Origin of the sequence: Streptosporangium sp. NPDC023825 (assembly GCF_040639575.1) — a bacterium.
In the GTDB taxonomy this organism is placed as follows: domain Bacteria; phylum Actinomycetota; class Actinomycetes; order Streptosporangiales; family Streptosporangiaceae; genus Streptosporangium.
Genome location: NZ_JBFAAE010000007.1, coordinates 158,965 through 176,851 on the forward strand (window position 1 = coordinate 158,965; position 17,887 = coordinate 176,851).

17 protein-coding genes are annotated in these 17,887 nt (G+C 72.7%); 7 read left to right on the forward strand and 10 right to left on the reverse strand.

The genetic code is table 11. The annotated features are described in order from the left end of the window. The first annotated feature begins 52 nt into the window (after window positions 1–52). Window positions 53–1,003, forward strand: a complete 951-nt coding sequence (locus AB0G15_RS09375; RefSeq protein WP_362836972.1) for a DMT family transporter — start codon at window positions 53–55, stop codon at window positions 1,001–1,003. A 221-nt stretch (window positions 1,004–1,224) separates the two neighbouring features. Here AB0G15_RS09375 and AB0G15_RS09380 read toward each other — a convergent pair whose 3' ends face one another. Further along, window positions 1,225–1,587, reverse strand: a complete 363-nt coding sequence (locus AB0G15_RS09380; protein WP_362836974.1) for a hypothetical protein — start codon at window positions 1,585–1,587, stop codon at window positions 1,225–1,227. A gap of 59 nt (window positions 1,588–1,646) precedes the next feature. Beyond that, window positions 1,647–2,222 (reverse strand): biotin transporter BioY, encoded by a 576-nt coding sequence (locus AB0G15_RS09385; protein WP_362836976.1) that lies wholly within the window; start codon window positions 2,220–2,222, stop codon window positions 1,647–1,649. Window positions 2,223–2,393: 171 nt separating this feature from the next. On the opposite strand from AB0G15_RS09385, the gene AB0G15_RS09390 reads away from it, so the two are divergent. Then, window positions 2,394–3,335 carry a CoA ester lyase gene (locus AB0G15_RS09390; protein ID WP_362836978.1) on the forward strand — a complete coding sequence of 314 codons (942 nt, stop codon included), beginning with the start codon at window positions 2,394–2,396 and terminating at the stop codon, window positions 3,333–3,335. On the opposite strand, the gene AB0G15_RS09395 is transcribed toward AB0G15_RS09390, so the two are convergent. Next, window positions 3,325–3,891 (reverse strand): DUF6529 family protein, encoded by a 567-nt coding sequence (locus AB0G15_RS09395; RefSeq protein WP_362836980.1) that lies wholly within the window; start codon window positions 3,889–3,891, stop codon window positions 3,325–3,327. The genes AB0G15_RS09390 and AB0G15_RS09395 overlap by 11 nt on opposite strands. Beyond that, window positions 3,891–4,559 (reverse strand): hypothetical protein, encoded by a 669-nt coding sequence (locus AB0G15_RS09400; protein ID WP_362836982.1) that lies wholly within the window; start codon window positions 4,557–4,559, stop codon window positions 3,891–3,893. Before AB0G15_RS09400 ends, AB0G15_RS09395 begins: the two co-directional genes overlap by 1 nt. 619 nt (window positions 4,560–5,178) lie before the next feature. Here AB0G15_RS09400 and AB0G15_RS09405 point away from each other — a divergent pair. Continuing rightward, entirely contained in the window at window positions 5,179–8,277 is a 3,099-nt protein-coding gene (locus AB0G15_RS09405) for a hypothetical protein (protein WP_362836984.1), read from the forward strand. 105 nt (window positions 8,278–8,382) lie between these two features. Here AB0G15_RS09405 and AB0G15_RS09410 read toward each other — a convergent pair whose 3' ends face one another. Next, on the reverse strand, window positions 8,383–8,781 hold the full coding sequence (locus tag AB0G15_RS09410; protein WP_362836986.1) for an NUDIX domain-containing protein: 399 nt from the start codon (window positions 8,779–8,781) through the stop codon (window positions 8,383–8,385). Window positions 8,782–8,855: 74 nt separating this feature from the next. On the opposite strand from AB0G15_RS09410, the gene AB0G15_RS09415 reads away from it, so the two are divergent. The 3 genes from AB0G15_RS09415 to AB0G15_RS09425 all read left to right on the forward strand — a co-directional run bounded on the left by AB0G15_RS09415 (window position 8,856) and on the right by AB0G15_RS09425 (window position 11,251). Next, window positions 8,856–9,497 carry a DUF6758 family protein gene (locus AB0G15_RS09415; RefSeq protein ID WP_362836988.1) on the forward strand — a complete coding sequence of 214 codons (642 nt, stop codon included), beginning with the start codon at window positions 8,856–8,858 and terminating at the stop codon, window positions 9,495–9,497. A 122-nt stretch (window positions 9,498–9,619) separates the two neighbouring features. Next, a complete protein-coding gene (locus AB0G15_RS09420; RefSeq protein ID WP_362685388.1) occupies window positions 9,620–10,342 on the forward strand; it encodes an MBL fold metallo-hydrolase in 723 nt (240 codons plus the stop codon). Next, on the forward strand, window positions 10,343–11,251 hold the full coding sequence (locus tag AB0G15_RS09425; RefSeq protein WP_362836990.1) for a PD-(D/E)XK nuclease family protein: 909 nt from the start codon (window positions 10,343–10,345) through the stop codon (window positions 11,249–11,251). 144 nt (window positions 11,252–11,395) lie between these two features. Here AB0G15_RS09425 and AB0G15_RS09430 read toward each other — a convergent pair whose 3' ends face one another. The 3 genes from AB0G15_RS09430 to AB0G15_RS09440 form a co-directional block, all read right to left on the reverse strand. Continuing rightward, window positions 11,396–12,304 carry an oxygenase MpaB family protein gene (locus AB0G15_RS09430; RefSeq protein ID WP_362836992.1) on the reverse strand — a complete coding sequence of 303 codons (909 nt, stop codon included), beginning with the start codon at window positions 12,302–12,304 and terminating at the stop codon, window positions 11,396–11,398. Between the two features lie 58 nt (window positions 12,305–12,362). Beyond that, window positions 12,363–13,235: an alpha/beta hydrolase gene (locus AB0G15_RS09435; RefSeq protein WP_362836994.1), complete on the reverse strand. Its 873-nt coding sequence runs from the start codon at window positions 13,233–13,235 to the stop codon at window positions 12,363–12,365. 112 nt (window positions 13,236–13,347) lie between these two features. Beyond that, entirely contained in the window at window positions 13,348–15,267 is a 1,920-nt protein-coding gene (locus AB0G15_RS09440) for a DEAD/DEAH box helicase (RefSeq protein WP_362836996.1), read from the reverse strand. Window positions 15,268–15,636: 369 nt separating this feature from the next. On the opposite strand from AB0G15_RS09440, the gene AB0G15_RS09445 reads away from it, so the two are divergent. Continuing rightward, a complete protein-coding gene (locus AB0G15_RS09445) occupies window positions 15,637–16,287 on the forward strand; it encodes a ferritin-like fold-containing protein (RefSeq protein ID WP_362836998.1) in 651 nt (216 codons plus the stop codon). A 485-nt stretch (window positions 16,288–16,772) separates the two neighbouring features. Here AB0G15_RS09445 and AB0G15_RS09450 read toward each other — a convergent pair whose 3' ends face one another. Together AB0G15_RS09450 and AB0G15_RS09455 are read right to left on the reverse strand one after the other, a co-directional pair. Then, the gene (locus AB0G15_RS09450) at window positions 16,773–17,003 is read right to left on the reverse strand and encodes a DUF3107 domain-containing protein (RefSeq protein ID WP_362837000.1); all 231 of its coding nucleotides are present in this window, start codon (window positions 17,001–17,003) and stop codon (window positions 16,773–16,775) included. Between the two features lie 206 nt (window positions 17,004–17,209). Continuing rightward, entirely contained in the window at window positions 17,210–17,839 is a 630-nt protein-coding gene (locus AB0G15_RS09455; RefSeq protein WP_362685409.1) for a TetR/AcrR family transcriptional regulator, read from the reverse strand. Window positions 17,840–17,887: the final 48 nt, after the last annotated feature.

Below are 17,887 nucleotides of genomic sequence, written 5' to 3' on the forward strand. Positions count from 1 at the left end.
GCGACATGCCAGCATCAAACGTGCTTAACGGTAATTACAGAAACGGTGGGTCATGAGACGTGCAGGACTGCTGATCGCGCTCGCGTCCTCCCTGTGCTTCGCCTTCTCGGGACCCATGGCCAAATACCTGGGCGCGGCGGGACTGGCCCCGCTGGAGGCGGTCTGGATCCGCATGGCGGGTGCCGGGCTGCTGCTCGTCGGCGTCCTCGCGGTCACCCGGCCCTCGGCGCTGCGCATCCCCCGCTCGCGGCTGCCGTTCCTCCTGGCGTACGCGATGATCGCGGTCGCCGGTGTGCAGGCGCTGTTCTTCGCGGCGATCACCCGGCTGCCGGTCGGCGTCACCCTGCTGATCGAGTACACCTCGCCGGTGGTGGTGGTGCTCTGGGTGCGCTTCGTCCGGCGGGTACGGCTGCCGCGGGCGGCCTTCGTCGGCGCCGTCGTCGCCGTGGTCGGGCTCGGCATCGTGGTGGAGGTCTGGTCGGGTCTCGCCCTCGACCCGGTGGGACTGCTGCTCGCCTTCGCCGCGATGACGGGCTGCGCCGGATACTTCCTGCTCAGCGACAGCTTCGGCGACGACATCGACCCGCTCGGCCTGATCGCCTGGGGCCTGCTCGGCGCCGCCGTGGCGCTCCTGCCGATCTCCCGGCCGTGGAACATTCCCTGGGGGGCGATCAGCGGGACGGCCACCCCCGAGGGCGGCCACACGCTGCCGGTCGTCGGGGCGCTGGTCTGGCTGATCGTGGTCGCCACGGCCGCCGCCTACATCCTCGGTGTCCTCGCGATCCGCCGCCTGTCGGCCGCCATCGGCTCCACGGTCGCCTCGCTGGAGGTCATCGCCGGGGCGGTGGTCGCCTGGATCCTGCTGGGCGAGGCGCTCGGGCCCTTCCAGATCGCGGGCGGCGTGATCGTCCTGGTCGGCGCCTACCTGGCCCAGCGGGCCACGGCCGCGCTGCCCGCGCCCGCACCCGTGCGAGAGACCGGGGAACCGGCCCCCGTGGGGTGAACCTGGATGAACCGGGGTGAGCCGGGCTGAGCTTGTACGGGCCAGGCTGAGCTTGTACGGGCCAGATTGAGCTTGTACGGGCCAGGCTGAGCTTGTACGGGCCGGATTGAGCTTGTACGAGCCGGGCTGAGCGTCGCCGGACGGACCCGGCGACCGGTAGACCCCGACGGCCGGGCGGACTGACTCCGACGGCCGGAGGGGGCCGTGCCGGACGGCGGCGGTCAGGCGGGTTCGCGCGGGACGAGACGTATCACCTTGGAGGCCGCCGCCCAGCGCTCCAGGAGCCTCGTGCCGTCGGGGGCGTTGAGCCGCTCCTTGGCGAGCGCCGCGACCGCGTCGGGGACCTTCGCCTGGTCCACCACCTCCACGGAGGCCTCGAAGGCCACCAGGTGCCCGCCGTTGTCCTTGCTGCGCAGCGTCACCCGTACCTCCCCGGCCTCGGCCAGCCCCGGCAGTGGCTGCTCGCCCCCGCCGGTGACCAGGTAGATCGCGCCGTCGTGCCAGGTGTGCCAGGCCAGCCGGGGCCGGTCCAGCGACAGCCACAGGACGCTCGACTTCTTCGCGCCCTCCTCGATCACGCCCATGAGACGAATGTACGGCCTGTGCCCCCCGAATGGCGGTACAGGCCGTACACGCCACGAGGTCAGCGCCGCGAGAGCCTCCAGGCGGCCGGGAGGAGCCCCGCCGCGACAACGATCTTGAGGGCGTCGCCCAGCAGGAAGGGCACCACGCCCAGGGCGAGGCCGGTGGCGAGGTCCACCTGGGCGACGGCGACGAGGACCGGCAGGCCGAAGGCGTAGATGACCAGGTTGCCGAGGATCATCGTGCCGATCGTGCGCGGGACGGTGCGGTCGCCGCCGCGCTCGGCGAGCTTGCCGACGACGGCCGCCGCGGCGACGAAGCCGATGACGTACCCGAAGGAGGCTCCGCCGACGCCGGAGGCGCCGTCGGCGAACCACGGCACGCCCGCGACGCCGGCCAGCATGTAGAGCGCCATGCTCAGCACCGCGCGGTTCATGCCGAGGGCGGCGCCGACCAGCACGACCGCGAAGGTCTGGCCGCTGACCGGCACCGGCGAGCCGGGCAGCGGGAAGCTGAGCTGCGCCGCCAGGCCCGTCAGGGCGGCGCCGCCGACCACGAGCGCGACGTCGCGGACGCGGGAGGCCGGGATGAGGTCGGACAGTACGGCGGGCCTGGCCACCGAAGAAGCGTTTGCCATGGTGCTGGTCTCCTTTGGCAGATTCTTGATGTCCATTCTTCTGACATCTCCGGCAAGGGTCCTACGAGATCATCGCCAAGAACAGGGCGGGGTCTTTGTGCGGACGCCATAACGTCCGCAACGTCCCTCCGGCCTGTCGTCCGTCCCCCGGCGGGCGTTAGCGTGTTCCCCATGCGTTCCCGACGATCGTGTCTCGCGGTGCCCGGCAGCAACCCCAGATTTCTGGAGAAGGCACAGGGGCTCCCCGCCGACGAGGTCTTCCTCGACCTGGAGGACTCCGTCGCGCCGCTCGCCAAGGAGGGCGCGCGCAAGAACATCGTGGCCGCCCTGCGCGAGGGCGACTGGTCGGGCAGGACGAGGGTCGTCCGGGTCAACGACCTCGGCACCCAGTGGACCTACCGGGACGTCATCGAGGTCGTGGAGGGCGCGGGGGAGTTCGTCGACTGCCTGATGCTGCCCAAGGTGGAGGACGCGGCCCAGGTGATGTGGCTCGACACGCTCCTCACCCAGATCGAGAGGGCGAACGGCCTCCCGGTCGGCCGGATCGGCATCGAGGCCCAGATCGAGAACGCCAGGGGCCTGGTCAACGTGGACGCCATCGGCGGCGCGTCCCCGCGCCTGGAGACGCTCGTGTTCGGCCCGGCCGACTTCATGGCCTCGATCAACATGCGGACCCTGGTGGTCGGCGAGCAGCCGCCCGGTTACACCGAGGGCGACGCCTACCACTACATCCTGATGCGGATCCTGATGGCCGCCAGGACGCACGACCTGCAGGCCGTCGACGGTCCGTACCTGGCGATCAAGGACCTCGACGGGTTCCGGCGGGTGGCGGGGCGGGCCGCGGCGCTCGGGTTCGACGGGAAGTGGGTGCTGCACCCCTCCCAGATCGAGGTCGCGAACGAGGTGTTCTCGCCGTCGCAGGACGACTATGACCACGCCGAGCTGATCCTCGACGCGTACGAGTACTACACGACGGTCGAGAGGCGCGGCGCGGTCATGCTCGGCGACGAGATGATCGACGAGGCGTCCAGGAAGATGGCGCTGGTGGTCGTGGCGAAGGGCAGGGCCGCCGGGCTGCGGCGCACCACGGCCTTCACCCCGCCTACAGCTTGATCCCGATGGTGGTGAAGAACCAGAACGACGAGGTCAGCCAGAGGCCGGTCAGGGCGACGAAGGTCAGCCCGCCGAGGACCGGGAGGGTCCAGCCGGGCAGGCCCCGCTTGGGCAGCGACAGCATCTTCGCGGTGAAGACACCGTAGAAGAAGCAGCCGAGCAGCGAGTGGATCATCACGCGCGGCACGTCGAACTGGGTGCCGAGCGCGTACAGGCAGTGGAGCGCCACCGGGATCGTCAGGATGAACGCCACCCGCCCCGACCAGCGGTGCAGGGTCCCGATCCACGGCACGTCCAGCTTGATCCGGCCCCACATGACCAGGGCCGAGAAGAGCTGGACCAGCGCCAGCAGGAACGCGCCGGTGGTGAGCCAGGCCTTCATGGCCAGCGCCCCGGAGAACCCGGCCAGGCCGATCGCGTACCCGGTGGGCGCGTGGACCCGGCCGTAGACGCCCAGCCCGACCGCGACCAGCCCGCCGACGGCGAGCGGGACGAGGAGCGGCGCGAGGTTGTTCGGCTGCCGGTGCTGGACGGGTGTGATCTGCGTGTCACTCATCAGAACCCCTCGATGAACTCGTCGACGTCCTGCGGATCGACTTCCACGCCGTTCACGACGGCGTTCTCGCCCGGCTCGGGGATCGCCACGTCGGCGACCTTGTCGCCCACGAGGGTGAGGCCGACCCGGGTGCCGTCGTCAAGGTAGATCCATCCGGCGCGGACGTTCGCGCCGCGCACGAGCGCGGTAGCCCGGTAGAGGCCGGAGGGCTTCTTCACGGTCGGAGCCTTGAAGTTCCACTCCTTGCCGTCGAAACCGAGGCTCCCCGCGGCCCTGCCGCCGCCGAGCCGGGCGGTGAGCGAGGCGCCGTGGCGCCCGGACAGGGTGACCTTGCCGTCGGCGGCCCTGCCCTTCATCCAGGCCTCGATCTTGCCGTCGCAGAAGTAGCCGACCGCCTTGCCGTTCCTGACGGAGATGGCGATCAGCCCGCCGTTGCCGGTGACCCGCCCGGCGTAGTCGGCCTTGACGGGGGTGGGCCTGGCCGTCTTGACGACCTCCGGCTCCGGCGTCGGCGACGCCACCGTGGTGGCCTGGGCCACCGGAGGGGGTGCGTCGTCCTGCGCGTTGACGGTCTGTGTGGTGGGTGAGGTGGTGGCGCTGGCCACGCCGAGGGCGACGGCCATCACCGCTCCTGCCGCCAGTGTGTATACGGGCCCCAGCCGTGTCATATCCGCTCCCTGGGGTGGTGGGTTGTACGTCAGGTGTACATGCCGTCGTTCCGGAAGTCTGTGAACTAATCCGCACACGGGCGGACGACACCGAGGTGATCTCGGGCTCGCCGGCCGTCCGGTCCCCGCGACGGGGGATTCGGGGGATCTTCCAGTGGCTGATGTTTTTGAATTTAAAGGATAAAGCAGGACAATTCCGGCGCTCAGTTGATAAATCTGACTAGAGAGGTCTCGTCATCGCGGCCCGGACGTGTTGCTCTTGACTGTGTACGGACGGGAGCCGGGTATCCGGCCGCGGGAGGTGATCGTTTCCGGAGAACGGGGTAGTAGTAGGGTCGCGTGCGATTCGCCGCATCCGTAGGGGTTGCGGCCTGCTGTTACGGAGACGACTGGAACGGTCCGGGGTGGTGACTCCGGGCTGGAACGGGCTTCCTGCAAGGAGGTGCTGAGCGTGGCCTCGGGCCCCCACGACCCGCGCTCGCGAGAGTGGCCGGCAGACGACGACGGCGTTCACGACGATGCTGTACACGAAGACGGGTCCCAGGAGTCCCACACGTCCCCGCCGACGATCCAGCACTCCCCGCCGGGCCCCTCCGACGACGGCGCGCGAGGGCGTCCCATGGCCTCCCCGTGGATGCTCCCGCCGTTCGCGGCACCCACCCCGGACGACGGGGAGCCGCCCCGGGCCCGCCCCGAGGGACTGGGAGGCGAGCGCCGCCGCCCGTACGCCCGCCCCTACGGCCCCGCACCCCAGCCTCCCGCCCGGCCCGCCGGACCGCCGCCCCCGCAGGAGCCTCCCGCCGGTCCTGTCGCCGCCGATTCCCCGCCCGCGGAGGAGAGGCCCGCGGAGGAGAGGTCCGCGGGGCCGGGACGCCACGCCACGCCCGAGCAGGGGCGGCCGCGTCTGGTGGACCGTCCGGACCTCCTGGTCGCCTCCGGGCCGGCTCCCGAGCGCAAGGGCAGGAGAAGGGCGCAGCGCCCCGATCTCCTGGTCGCCTCGGCGCCACCCCGGGAGCCGGTGAGGGACGAACGGACGGAGCCTTCGCCGCCACCCGCACCCGAGGACCGGATCAGGGTCGAGCCGAGCATCGCGGCGACGCCGGAACCGGCGCCCGCCCCGGAACCCGGCGCCGGGGCGGAACCAGGAGCGCGGGCCAGGCCGGACGCCGGTCCGGATCGCGGGTCGGCGCCCGACCCCGGACCCGGGTGGCCTGCCGGGCCCGAGCGGTCCTCCGTGCCGGTCGAGGACGACTTCGAACCCGTACGCCGGGTGGGGCGCCCGCCCGGTGGCAGGCCCGCCAGGCCCGACCTGCTCGTCGCGCAGGGCCCGCCCGACAGGCGGGGGCCGAACGGCGGGCGGCACCACCGCCCGGCCAGCGCGCCCTCCGCCGTGCGCCGTTCCACCCCGACCAGGCGCAGGCGCGGCCGGGGTCTGGTGATCCCGTTCCTGATGGTCATGGTCCTCACCGTCGCGGTCGGCGGCGGCCTGGTCCTGTGGGGCTGGGTGAGCAGCCCGTTCGCCACCGGTCTCCGGCTGGTCGGCGACGAGGTGAGCTCGGGCGACGACAACTTCGTGCCGCAGGCCGGTGTCGGCGGCAACGGATCCAACCAGGTGCTCAACGCGGTGGCCTCGGTGGGCTCGGTCATGGTCGCGGTCGGCAGCGACACCACCAGCCCGGTCCCCAGGCCGCTGTTCCTGGTCTCTCCCGACGGCGGCGCGACCTGGCAGCTGGGCAAGGTGACCGGCCCGGAGGGGTACGAGACGGGACCGACCACGGTGGGCCGGGTGGCGGGCGGCGACGGCCTCTGGCTGGCCGCGGGAAACGACCCCCTCGGCTCCGGGCACGGCCTGTGGACCAGCTCCGACGGACAGAACTGGACCGCCGCCGACCCCGGCGAGCTGGGCGCCTTCACGCGCGGGGACAAGATCATGGATCTGGCCAGGACCGCCTCCGGGTTCGTCGCGGTCGGCGCGACCGTGCTGGAGGACGGCACCACCGGGGCCGTCGCCTGGGTCTCCCCGGACGGGCGGGCCTGGGACCGGGTGGAGACCCGGGAGATCGGCATGCCGGACAAGGTGCGCGGCATCAAGGCGGTCGTCGCCAGGGGGGACGCCGTCGTCGCGCTGGCGGACCCGGCCCAGGGCCAGTCCACCTCGGTCATCCTGCGCTCGGCCGACGGGGGCAGGAGCTGGCAGCGGACCGGTACCGCGCTCAACGACGTCGTCCCGGAGCCGGGCGCGCTGGCCGTGGCCGCCGGGGGGTTCGTGCTCGTACCGACCCAGCAGCGCAGCGACAAGGGTGAGGTCCGCGTCTACTGCTCGCCCGAGGGCGCCGACTGGAAGGCCTGCGGCACCATCACCGGCCTGGGGCCCGAGGGCACGGGCGTCAAGCGCCTCGCCTCCTCCTCGGCGGGGGTGGCCGCGGTCGTCGAGTCGGGCTTCGAGCGCTACACCGTCCACACCAGCGAGGACGGCCGCGACTGGAGCAGGACCACCGACCTCGGCGAGGTGCCGGGCTCGCTGCGGGCACTCGCGCTGTCCGACACCGGCACGCTCGTCGTCGGCGGCGACGAGCGCGCCGCCGACGTGGACAACCGGGTGGTCCTCATCACCGCGCCCAAGGGCGGCGAGCCGAGACCGGTGCCCCTGAGCGGGATCCAGGGCCTCGCCAGAGCCGCCCGCGAGACGGCCAGGGTGGCCGCGGGCGACGGCAGGTTCGTCGCGGTCGGCGCGGTCTCCGGCGACGCCGGGATCTGGAGCAGCGCGAGCGGCGAGAACTGGAAGGCGGGCGGCCCGGCGCAGCTCCTCGGCGGTCCCAGGCGGCAGGCGCTCGCCGACGTCGCGCACGGCAGGCGGGGCTGGCTGGCGGCGGGCAGCACGATGACCGACGCCTCCTCCACCGAGCCGTTGCTGCTCTCCTCCTCCGACGGGCAGAGCTGGCGCAGGGTGCCGGTGCTGGGTCCCCTCGCCCCGGTGGGCGACCACGACTTCCTCGCCCCGCACGCGGTGGCGGCGGGGCCGTCCGGCTACGTCATCGCGGGCGAGGACCGCGGGCCCGCCGCCACCGTGCCCGTCCTGTGGTTCTCCTCCGACCTCAAGCGCTACTCCAGGGCGGCCAAGCTTCCCGCGGGCGGTACGGGGGTGCGGCTGCACGACGTCTCGGCGACCTCGTCCGGGTACGTGGCGGTCGGCGGCACCGGCACGGCCGAGCGCGAGACCGGGGTGGTCTGGGTGTCGGCCGACGGGGTCAACTGGACCGCGCGCAAACCGGTCCTGCCCCCGGGGGCGACCTCCGCGGGCCTGCGGCATGTGGTCCTGTACGGCGGGTACGTCGTCGCGGCGGGCACGGCCAGGACCGAGGACGGTACGAAGGCCTTCGGCGCGGTGTCGGACGACAACGGGGCGAGCTGGGAGTTCTCCTGGTTCCCCGCGGACCGGGCGTCCGCCGTCCAGGACCTCGCCGCGACGCCGGAGGGCGTGGTGGCCGTCGGCTGGCACGGGGCGCCGGGAGCCGGAGACAGCGCGGCCTGGACCTCCGAGGACGGGCTGAAGTGGCAGCGCCACACCCCGAGCCAGGGCAGCCTGGACGGCGACGGCGCCCAGTGGCTCGGCGCGGTGGCGGTCTCCGGCGGCCAGGTGGTGGCCCTGGGCCGCTCCACCACCTACAGCGCGGACCACCTCACCCTGTGGCGTTCCACGCTCACCTCGTCGCGATGACCGGCAAGCACCGGCAAGCACCGGCAAGCACCGGCAAACACCGGGGAGCGCCGAGGAGCACGGCGCCCCAGGCCCGCGGCGGTCCCGTGACCGGACCCCGCGAGCTCACCCGGGCGCGATGACCGCCCACTCGACCAGCGCGTCCAGCAGGCCCGGGGCGAGGGGGAGGCGCGCGAGCTCCCCGGGGGCGAACCAGCGGGCGTCCGCGGCGTCGTCCCCGGCGGCGAGCGTGCCACCGGAGACGACGGCGAGGTAGTCGCGGATCTCGTAGACGGCGCCGCCGGGGCCGGGGCGGTCGACGGTCCCGGCCAGGAGCCCGGGGACGACCGTCAGGCCGGTCTCCTCGAGGACCTCCCTGACGACCGCCTCGGGATCGGACTCCCCGGGTTCGACCCGTCCGCCGGGGATGGACCACAGGCCCTCACCGGGCGGCCGGCCACGGCGGACCAGAAGCATCCGCCCCGAGCCGTCAAGGATGATCGCTCCGACACAATTTACGCGCACGTGGAAAAGATTACGTTGTGATAACGACCAGGCCTCTTGACGGATGGCCCGCCGAAGAAGCAGCGTGGGTAGTCGTGAAAGCCGCCCCTACGTGCCCACGGTGTTTCGGCCCGCTTCGTCCGCCGAGTGCTTGGTCAAGCTCCTGGAGATGCGGTCCCCACGGCGATGTCCTGCCGTTCCAGCCACCCAGACCTCCGTCCTCCGCCGCGGCGGAGGCCGTCACCCGGGCTTCCCGCGTGCCCGTCTGGGTCCCCTGGCCGCTGCCCACGGGGTGGCTGGTCACGGGGTTCGGCGAGGTGGGCGACGAGCGCAGCGACGTACGGGCCACCGTGGTCGCGCTCTCCGGTCCCTCGCTGATCCATGGTCCCGCCGACCTTCTGATCATCGCCGAGGAGCCCGGAGTGGGGCTCGGCGCGGCGTTCGCGGGGCTGGAGGGCACCGATCCGGGGACCGGGTTCGACAAGGGCCCGCCGCACGCCAAGATCGCCGTCAGGGGTCATCCGGCCGCCCTGTGGTGCGTCACCGCGGCCCCCGACCGGGCCGTCTACGCGGGTGAGGCGCTGGGAAACTGGCTCTGGGCGGTGGTGTGGCCGGCCGAGGCCGGTTACCTGATCACCCTGGCCGAGCTGTCCCTGCGCGACCTGCGCGACCAGGACCAGACCCTCGACCTGCCCTTCGGGGCGTTCTCCCCGCGTCTGGACGCCCCGGCACCCTGAAACCGCCCGCGCGCCCGTCTTCCCGCCCGGGCCGCCCTCGCCCTCCCCGCCCGTTCCCTCTCCGGAGCCTTGACCCTCGCGTCCGAACCGGAAGGCGGGGTGAGGCAGTAAAGTTCGGAAGCGTGACAGCGCGTATCGAGCGAGTGGTGACCGAGGGCGTCGTCGATGTCGACGGCGTCGAGCACAAGGTCGAGAACAACACGTGGATCCTGGGTGACGACGAGGATGTCATCGTCATCGACGCCGCGCGCGACGCGGAGAAGATCCTGGAGAAGGTCGGCGAGCGGGAGGTGCTGGCGATCATCTGCACCCACGGTCTGCCCGACCACGTGGGCGCGGCCATCGAGGTCGCGGCCAGAGACGAGGCGGTGGTCGCACTCCACCCGAAGGACCGGCCGCTGTGGCGGCTGACCTGGCCCGACACCTGGCCGGACATCGACATGGAGGACGAGGGCCTTTTCGAGGTCGGCGGTGTCCAGCTGGAGGTCATGTCCACCCCGGGCATCTCCCACGGCGGCGTCTCGCTGTACTGCGAGGCCCTGGACGTGGTCTTCACCGGCAAGACCCTCCAGGCCGACGGCCCCGGCAGGATCGGCGGTGAGTATCCCGCCCTGGCCGACCAGCTGACCGCCATCGGCGGGCGCCTGTTCACCCTGCCGCACCGCACCCGGGTGCTGCCCGCGCACGGCGAGGAGACCACCATCGGCGATCTGGAGCCCCAGTTCGACGCCTGGCTCTCCGGCTCGCTGACCCGCGGCCCCGAGGCGCCGGAGGAGGAGGGTCCGCTGACCGACGGCACGCGCGCGGCGGGAATCCGGCTGAATCCCCGGAACGACCTGCTCTAAATGGACCAACTTCCCCTGGAGGGCATGCCGCGGCGGCTCTACGCCTGCACGCCGTCGCGGCTGAACAACTGGCTCGACTGCCCCCGCCGCTACCGGTTCACCTACATGGACCGGCCCACGCCGCAGAAGGGCCCGCCGTGGGCCCACAACAGCGTGGGCGCCAGTGTGCACAACGCCCTGGCCGCCTGGTGGCGCGAGCCGTACGAGCGGCGCACGCCCGAGGTCGCGGCGAGCCTGCTCACCAGGGGATGGATCAACGAGGGGTTCCGCGACGCCGAGCAGTCGCGGACCTGGCGCGACCGGGCCGGAGAGATGGTCTCCGGATACGTGGCGAGCCTCGACCCGTCCGCCGAGCCGGTCGGCGTCGAGCGCACGGTCGCCACGCGCACCTCCGTCGTGGCGCTCTCCGGCCGCGTGGACCGGCTCGACCGGCGCGGCGAGGAGCTGGTCGTGGTCGACTACAAGACCGGCCGCCGCCCCCTGAGCACCGACGACGCCCGCTCCTCGCTCGCGCTGGCGGTCTACGCCATCGCCTCCTCCCGGATGATGCGCCGCCCCTGCCACCGGGTCGAGCTGCACCACCTGCCGACCGCCTCGATCGTGGAGTGGGAGCACACCGACGAGTCGCTGGCCCGCCACCTGGGCCACGCCGAGGAGATCGCCGTCGAGGCCTCCGAGGCCGACGAGCGCTACAGGGAGTGGTCGGCCACCACCCGGCCCAAGGGGACCGCCCCGCCCCGGGCGCGCGGCGAGGGCGACCGCACCCCGCCCGCGGTGCCCCCCGAGATCGACGCGGCCTTCCCGCCCCGTACGGGCCCGCTGTGCTCGTGGTGCGACTTCCGCCGCCACTGCCCCGAGGGCCAGGCCGCGGGCGACGACCGCGAGCCCTGGGCCGCTCTCGCCGACTGAGCCGCGAGACCCGCCCGGCCATGCCCGAGGCCCGCGCCCGGCTCGGCGGACCGGCCGCCGAGCCGCACGGCGCCCGCTGCCGGGCCCGGGGCCCGGCCCCCGGGGCCGCGGGGCCGCATTCGCGAGAGCGTGCCGCCGGTGCCGTCAGGAGGGCCGGGACGGCCAGCGGCGCGGGTCGGTCAGTCCCCTGAGCCCACCTGCCATGTCGTAGCCCGCCGCGCCGAGCCGCTCGCGCGAGGCGGCGAGCATCTCGCGGGTGGCCGGCATGAACGCCCGGTCGTGGACACGTTCGGGAAGCGTGCCCACGGCCAGCCGGAACGCCCTCAGCGCCGCGGTCACCGCACCCGCCGGCACCTCGGGCAGCACGCCGTACATCCGCCTGGCCCAGCCGGGCAGCGCGTAGTAGCACAGCGCCCCGAAGGGGAAGTAGGCGGGTTTGCCGGGGGTGAGGGCGCGCAGCCCGGCGGGCAGGCGCGGCCACATCAGGAAGCGGACCGTGGACACGGCCTCGGGGGTGACCCTCAGCAGCGGGCGCGTCGCGGCGAAGTAGTCGTCCAGCTCCGCCACGGAGCCGGGCACGTCCTCGGCGTGCAGGCCGACGTAGGTGGCGCTGCGGCGCTGCTCGGCCAGGTAGCGGTCGGCCTGGCGGTCGTCGAGCCCCAGGCCCGCCCGCCGTGCCACGGACAGGTAGGAGGAGACCTCCGCGCAGTGCACCCACAGCAGCAGCTCCGGGTCGTCCACCCGGCGCACCCGGCCGGTGCCGGGGTCGTCGAAGCGCAGCCGCCGGTGGATCCCCCGGACGCGGCGGCCGATCTCGTCGGCCTCCGCGGGACTGCCGAAGGTGACCCTGCCCACGAAGTCGGCCGTACGGCGGAGCCTCCCGAAGGGATCCCGCCGGAAGTCGGAGTTCTGCCAGACCCCGCGCATCGCGAGCGGGTGCAGGGCCTGGAGCATGAGACCGCCGACCCCGCCGATCCACATGGAGCGGTCGATGTGCACCAGCCACGTCACGGTGTGCGGGGGCTGGACGACGATGTCCTCGATGCTCGCCATGGTCGGCACATGGTTACACGGCGGCCGGCGACCCGTCCAACGGGGCCGCCCCGGCCGGTCAGCTCCTCAGGCGGCTCTCGGCGGCGTTCCAGAAGCGGATGAGGGCGGCGGCCGTGGTCTCCGGGGCCTCCACCGCGGGGGAGTGGGCCGAGCCGGGGACGACCACGCAGTCGGCGTCCAGGCGGCGGGCCATCTCCGACTGCATGCGCGGCGGCCAGCCGTCGTCGTGCTCGCCGTACAGGACCAGGGTGTCGACCCCGACCTGGGTGAGCTCGTCGCACCGGTCCGGCGCGGAGAGCACCTCCTCGGTCATCGTGAGCATGCCGACGGGCGAGTTGGCGAACAGCCGCTTGCGCAGGAAGGCGATGATCTCGTCGGACACCCCCGAGGCCAGGGCCTCGGGCTCCATCCGGGTGTGCCACAGGTGCTCCAGGCCGACGCCGGGCAACTCCGAGATCATGAAGCGGCCCGCGCGCTCGCGGGGCCCGACGATCGCGCCGGGCCCGGAGCTCATGAGCGTGTAGGACACGAACCGGGTGCGGCCGTCGATGACCGCCTCCCGCGTGACCAGGCCGCCGAACGAGTGGCCGACCAGGTGGATCGGGCCGCCGTGGCCGATCACCTGGGCCAGGACGTCGACGTCGTTGCCGAGCGCGGCGCAGGTGTAGGCGCTCCTGTCGTCAGGGCCGCTCGTCTCGAACTGGCCGCGCATGTCGATCGCGACGACCTGACGGCCCGACTGCGCGAGCGTCTGCAGGACCGCGATGAAGTCTTCCTTGCTACCGGTCAGGCCGGGAACCAGCAGGGCGGGCCACCGCTCGGGGATGCCGCTGACGGGCAGGGCCTCCAGTACGGCGAAGGCGCCCACCGCCGTCTCGATCTGGCGAGAGCGGACGCCGGGAGGCAGGGTCAGAAAACGCGGCGTACTCACGTGGCCCCACGATACCTCTCTTGGTGACATCGCTCCGTGCGTCCGGAAGGGGCCGGGAGCGTGAAAAGGGGCGCCACCGACATGGTCGCGCCCCTTCTCATGGTGACACTTGCTAGTTGGGGCGACGCGTTCCCCGCTGCTGCTGGCCGCCGCGCACCGGCGGGCGGCGACGGCTCTGCACGCGTTCCGAGGCCGCCGAGGGGGCGATCTCGTCGTCGTCCGACGCCAGGTCCGGCGACTTGAAGATCACCGCGAACGGGCTCGGGGGAATGATCTTCTCGGGCTGCGGCCGGGGCTTGGAGGCCTCCACCACGGGTTCGTCGTCCCAGCGCTCTGCCATGGTGTCGTCCTCTCCGCGATCCGTGAACTCCGCCACCCGCTCCTCGGCCCACGACGGAGCCGAAGGGGCCTCCGCGATCGCCGGGGTCGCCGGGATGTCCGCCGGCTGCTCGCGCCTGCCACGGCGCTGCCGGCGGACCGGCTCCTCCGCCGCGGGCTCGGCGTGAACCGCGGTCACCGGGGCCGCCGGGGCCGCCGGGGTCTCTGCCGTGCCGACCAGGCTCACCTCGGGGTTCAGCCCGGCCTTGCGAGCCCGGCCCCTGCGGGGCGCGGTCTCGGCGGGCTGCTCGTCACGGACGTCCCTGCGGGGTGCCACGTTCGTCTCCACCTCGGCGATCTCGACGACAGGGGGCTGAACCTCCTCGGCCACGACCGGCGCGGGGATCTCCTCGCCGGTACGGCCTCCGCGGGTGCGACGGCGCTCGCGGGACGTGCGCGCGGGGCGCTCGCGGCGCTCCTCGCGATCGTCCTCGCGTCCCCTGCGGGAGTCGTCCTCGCGCCCCTTGCGGGGGGTACGGGAGCGGATCCGGCCGGTCTCACCGAGATCCTCGACCTCCTCGGCGGCCAGGCCCGCCCGGGAGCGGTTGGCGCGCGGCAGCACGCCCTTGGTGCCCTCGGGGATGCCCAGGTCGCTGAAGACATGCGGGGAGGTCGAGTAGGTCTCGACCGGCTCGGGGAAGGGGAGCGAGAGCGCGTTGTTGATGACCTTCCAGCGAGTGAGGTCCTCCCACTCGACGAAGGTCACCGCGACGCCCGTCTTGCCGGCCCGGCCGGTGCGGCCGATCCGGTGGACGTACGCCTTCTCGTCCTGCGGGCAGTCGTAGTTGACGACGTGGGTGACGTCGTCGACGTCGATGCCGCGCGCCGCGACGTCGGTCGCGACCAGCACGTCGATCTTGCCGTTGCGGAAGGCCCGCAGGGCCTGCTCGCGCTGGCCCTGACCGAGGTCTCCGTGCACGGCCGCGGCGGCGAAGCCGCGCTCCTTGAGCTGCTCGACGACCATGTCGCAGGCGCGCTTGGTCTCACAGAAGATCATCGTGAGCCCGCGGCCCTCGCACTGCAGCAGCCGGCCGACGATCTCGATCTTGTCCATCCGGTGCGTGCGCCAGACGAACTGCGTCGTCTGCGGGGTCGCCTCGGCCTCGATGTCGTTGTTCTCGGCCCGCACGTGGGTGGGGCGGGTGAGGTAACGCCTGGACAGGGCGACGATCTCGCCCGGCAGGGTCGCGGAGAACAGCATCGTCTGCCGCTCCGCGGGGATGAGCTTGATGATGCGCTCGATGTCGGGCAGGAAGCCCAGGTCGAGCATCCGGTCGGCCTCGTCGAGGACGAGCGTCCCGATCTGGCTGAGGTCGAGGTGCTTCTGCTTGACCAGGTCGAGCAGGCGGCCCGGAGTGCCGACGATGACGTCGACGCCCTGCTTGAGCGCCTCGATCTGGGGTTCGTAGGCGCGCCCGCCGTACACGGTGAGGATCCGCGAGCCGAGCTTGCCGGCCGCCGTCACGAGGTCCTCGGTGACCTGGACGGCGAGCTCGCGGGTCGGTACGACGACCAGCCCGCGGGGCTTCTTGCGGTTCTTCCTCGGCTTGCCGACACGTTGCAGCATCGCCACGCCGAAGGCGTAGGTCTTGCCGGTGCCGGTGCGCGCCTGGCCGATGATGTCCTGGCCGTTGAGGGCCAGGGGGAGTGCCATTTCCTGGATCGGGAACGGCGCGATGATGCCCTCGGTCTCAAGGGCATCGGCGATCTCTGGGGTGACTCCGAGGTCTCGGAACGTCGTCAGCTTGGCCTGCCTAAATCTCCGTTGAAGGCAGGCCTGCCGGGACCACGGGCAGAAAACGTGTTCCCCGTGCCGGGTCCTCGCGGAAGGTCCAGCCCTCTCATGTCATCAGCGACCGCTGCGGCGTCACGCCGACTTTTGGGGGCGTCCGGGAGTGGATATCCCGGATTAACACGGTGCGGTCGCACTTTCACAGAGCAGTGTACTCGATACCACAACGGAGAACCGATTTCTTCTTGTTCCTGGTGAATCGCGAGGTCGCTCAGCTCGTAGGCTGCGTCCATGAGCGATTCCCCTCCCGGCGTCTCCGACCTGCTCGGTGTCCTCGCCTACGCCGAGCTGACCGCCTTCCTCAGACTCGCCGAGGACGCCACCCGGCACGCCCCCTCGCTGACCGACCGGGCGGCCCTCGGCGGCCTCGCGGCGGCCGAGTACGGGCACTTCGAGTTGCTCCGCGACCGGCTCGCCTCCCTCGGGGTGGATCCCGAGGAGGCGATGGCGCCGTTCACCGGGCCGCTGGACGACTGGCACGCCCTGACCTTCCCCGGAGACTGGCTGGAGGCTCTGGTCAAGGCGTACGTCGGTACGGGGATCGCGCTCGACTTCTACCGCGAGGCGGCCGTCGGCGTGGACGACGAGACGCGGAGCCTCGTCGACGAGGTCCTCGCGGACGAGGGGCGGTCGCAGTTCGCCGTCGAGAGGGTCCGCGCGGCGCTCCAGGAGGATCCCAGGCAGGCCGGGAGGCTGGCGCTGTGGGCCAGGCGCATGGTGGGGGAGGCGTTGAGCCAGGGGCAGCACGTGGCCGCCGCCAGGCCCGAGCTCGCGGCCCTGCTGGTGGAGGCGGCCGGGGAGGACATCGGCCGGATGTTCGCCCGGCTGACCGAGAAGCACGGCCGGCGGATGGCCGCCCTGGGGCTGACCCCGGGCCCGTAACGCGGCGGCCGGGCCTCCACCGGCCTTCCGGCCGTCGTGATCGCCGTTCCCGCCCGGCGTCGTGATCGCCGTTCCCGTCCGGCGTGACCCGACGCGGGCGGCGCCCCGGGTACGGTCCGCCGTGGTGACGAACCGGCGCTTTCCGCCCCGCCACGTGGGAGAGCCCGTTTCACCTTTGGCGTGAACGCCGGAGCACTGCGGACGAATCCGGTAGCGTGCGGGGCATGAGGGCCTCGCGCCGCTATGGCAGTTCCTTGACGAGATGTGGGCCGAACCGCTGGACTTCGCGTCCCGTGCTGCGCAGGGGAGGCGCGGGCTGTCCGGCCATCAGCCGGGGGCGGGAGCATCTCCGCCGTGTCAGGCGCCCGCGCTGCTGCGGGCTCGGCGAGCGGGACGAGTGCCCGGGCGGCTGAGGGCCACGCTCGCGCCGGATCCGCGGACCGCGCCATGCCGCGAAGGACGGCCTGGCGCGAGCCCGGAATCCGTCAGAGCGTGCCGCCGAAGCCGACGGGACGCGCCTCCTCCTCGCCGATCTCGATGAAGCCGAGTGAGGCGACCGGGACAATGATCTTCCGGCCGTTGACGTCGGTGATGGTGAAGACGCCGCTGCCGGACGCGAGGGCGGCGCTGATCTCGCCCTCGAGCTGCTCGGCGGTGAGGTCGGTCTCCACTACGAGTTCACGGTGTACGGAACGTACGCCGATCTTGATTTCCATCGTGCTCCCTTTCGATGAGGGTTGCTCGTCCCATGGTCGCCCCCCGGGGGAGCCGACGCGCCGGTTGATCGCGCCAAGCGAACAGACGATCGCGGCAAGCGAACGGCCGGTCGGGGGGCCGGGGACGCCGGAGGATCGCCGAGACGCCTGGCGAGGGCGCGGGCAACCGGCCCGGCGCCGGGAGCGCGGGTGACGCCCGGGACCCCTCAGTGGTCGGCGACGGTTCGGGGGAAGCCGGAGATGCCGCGCCACGACAGGCGGGCGATGAGCTGGGTGGCCGCGTCCTTGGGGATGGAGCCGTTGCTGCTGATCCAGTAACGGGCGCTGACCTCCGCCATGCCGACGAGCCCGACGCCGAGCAGGCGCGCCTCGTCGCTGGAGCAGCCGGTGTCCTCCTGGATGACCTGGCTGATCATCTCGGCGCTCTCGCGGAGGTTGCGCTCCATGCGCTGGCGGACCGGGGCGACGTTACGGAGATCCGACTCGAACACCAGCCGGAACGCCTCACCCTGGCTGGAGACGAAGTCGAAGAAGGCGCCGATCGCGGCCTGGACGCGCTGCTTGTTGTCCGTGGTGGAGGCGAGGGCGTCGCGGCAGCGGGTGATCATGTCGTCCACGTGCAGGTCGAGCAGGGCCAGGTAGAGCTCCTGCTTGCCGGGGAAGTGCTGGTAGAGGACCGGCTTGCTGACCCCCGCCCGCTCGGCGATCTCGTCCATCGCGGCCGCGTGGTAGCCGTTCTCCACGAACACCTCCTGCGCCGCGCTGAGCAACTGGCGGCGGCGGGCCGTCCGGGGCAGCCGGGTGCCCCGGGGCTTGGCGTCCGGGGTGGCGGTCACGTGGTCTCCTCGTGTCAAGCTCCTGGCGTCTGTGGCCATCCTACGCGT

Bases quoted from the DNA above. Each gene is read 5' to 3' on its own strand.
- AB0G15_RS09395 (WP_362836980.1), bottom strand. From the start codon at position 3,891: ATGAGTGACACGCAGATCACACCCGTCCAGCACCGGCAGCCGAACAAC.
- AB0G15_RS09380 (WP_362836974.1), bottom strand. From the start codon at position 1,587: ATGGGCGTGATCGAGGAGGGCGCGAAGAAGTCGAGCGTCCTGTGGCTG.
- AB0G15_RS09405 (WP_362836984.1), top strand. From the start codon at position 5,179: ATGGCCTCCCCGTGGATGCTCCCGCCGTTCGCGGCACCCACCCCGGAC.
- AB0G15_RS09385 (WP_362836976.1), bottom strand. From the start codon at position 2,222: ATGGCAAACGCTTCTTCGGTGGCCAGGCCCGCCGTACTGTCCGACCTC.
- AB0G15_RS09440 (WP_362836996.1), bottom strand. From the start codon at position 15,267: ATGGCACTCCCCCTGGCCCTCAACGGCCAGGACATCATCGGCCAGGCG.
- AB0G15_RS09450 (WP_362837000.1), bottom strand. From the start codon at position 17,003: ATGGAAATCAAGATCGGCGTACGTTCCGTACACCGTGAACTCGTAGTG.
- AB0G15_RS09425 (WP_362836990.1), top strand. From the start codon at position 10,343: ATGGACCAACTTCCCCTGGAGGGCATGCCGCGGCGGCTCTACGCCTGC.
- AB0G15_RS09375 (WP_362836972.1), top strand. From the start codon at position 53: ATGAGACGTGCAGGACTGCTGATCGCGCTCGCGTCCTCCCTGTGCTTC.
- AB0G15_RS09430 (WP_362836992.1), bottom strand. From the start codon at position 12,304: ATGGCGAGCATCGAGGACATCGTCGTCCAGCCCCCGCACACCGTGACG.
- AB0G15_RS09445 (WP_362836998.1), top strand. From the start codon at position 15,637: ATGAGCGATTCCCCTCCCGGCGTCTCCGACCTGCTCGGTGTCCTCGCC.
- AB0G15_RS09390 (WP_362836978.1), top strand. From the start codon at position 2,394: ATGCGTTCCCGACGATCGTGTCTCGCGGTGCCCGGCAGCAACCCCAGA.
- AB0G15_RS09400 (WP_362836982.1), bottom strand. From the start codon at position 4,559: ATGACACGGCTGGGGCCCGTATACACACTGGCGGCAGGAGCGGTGATG.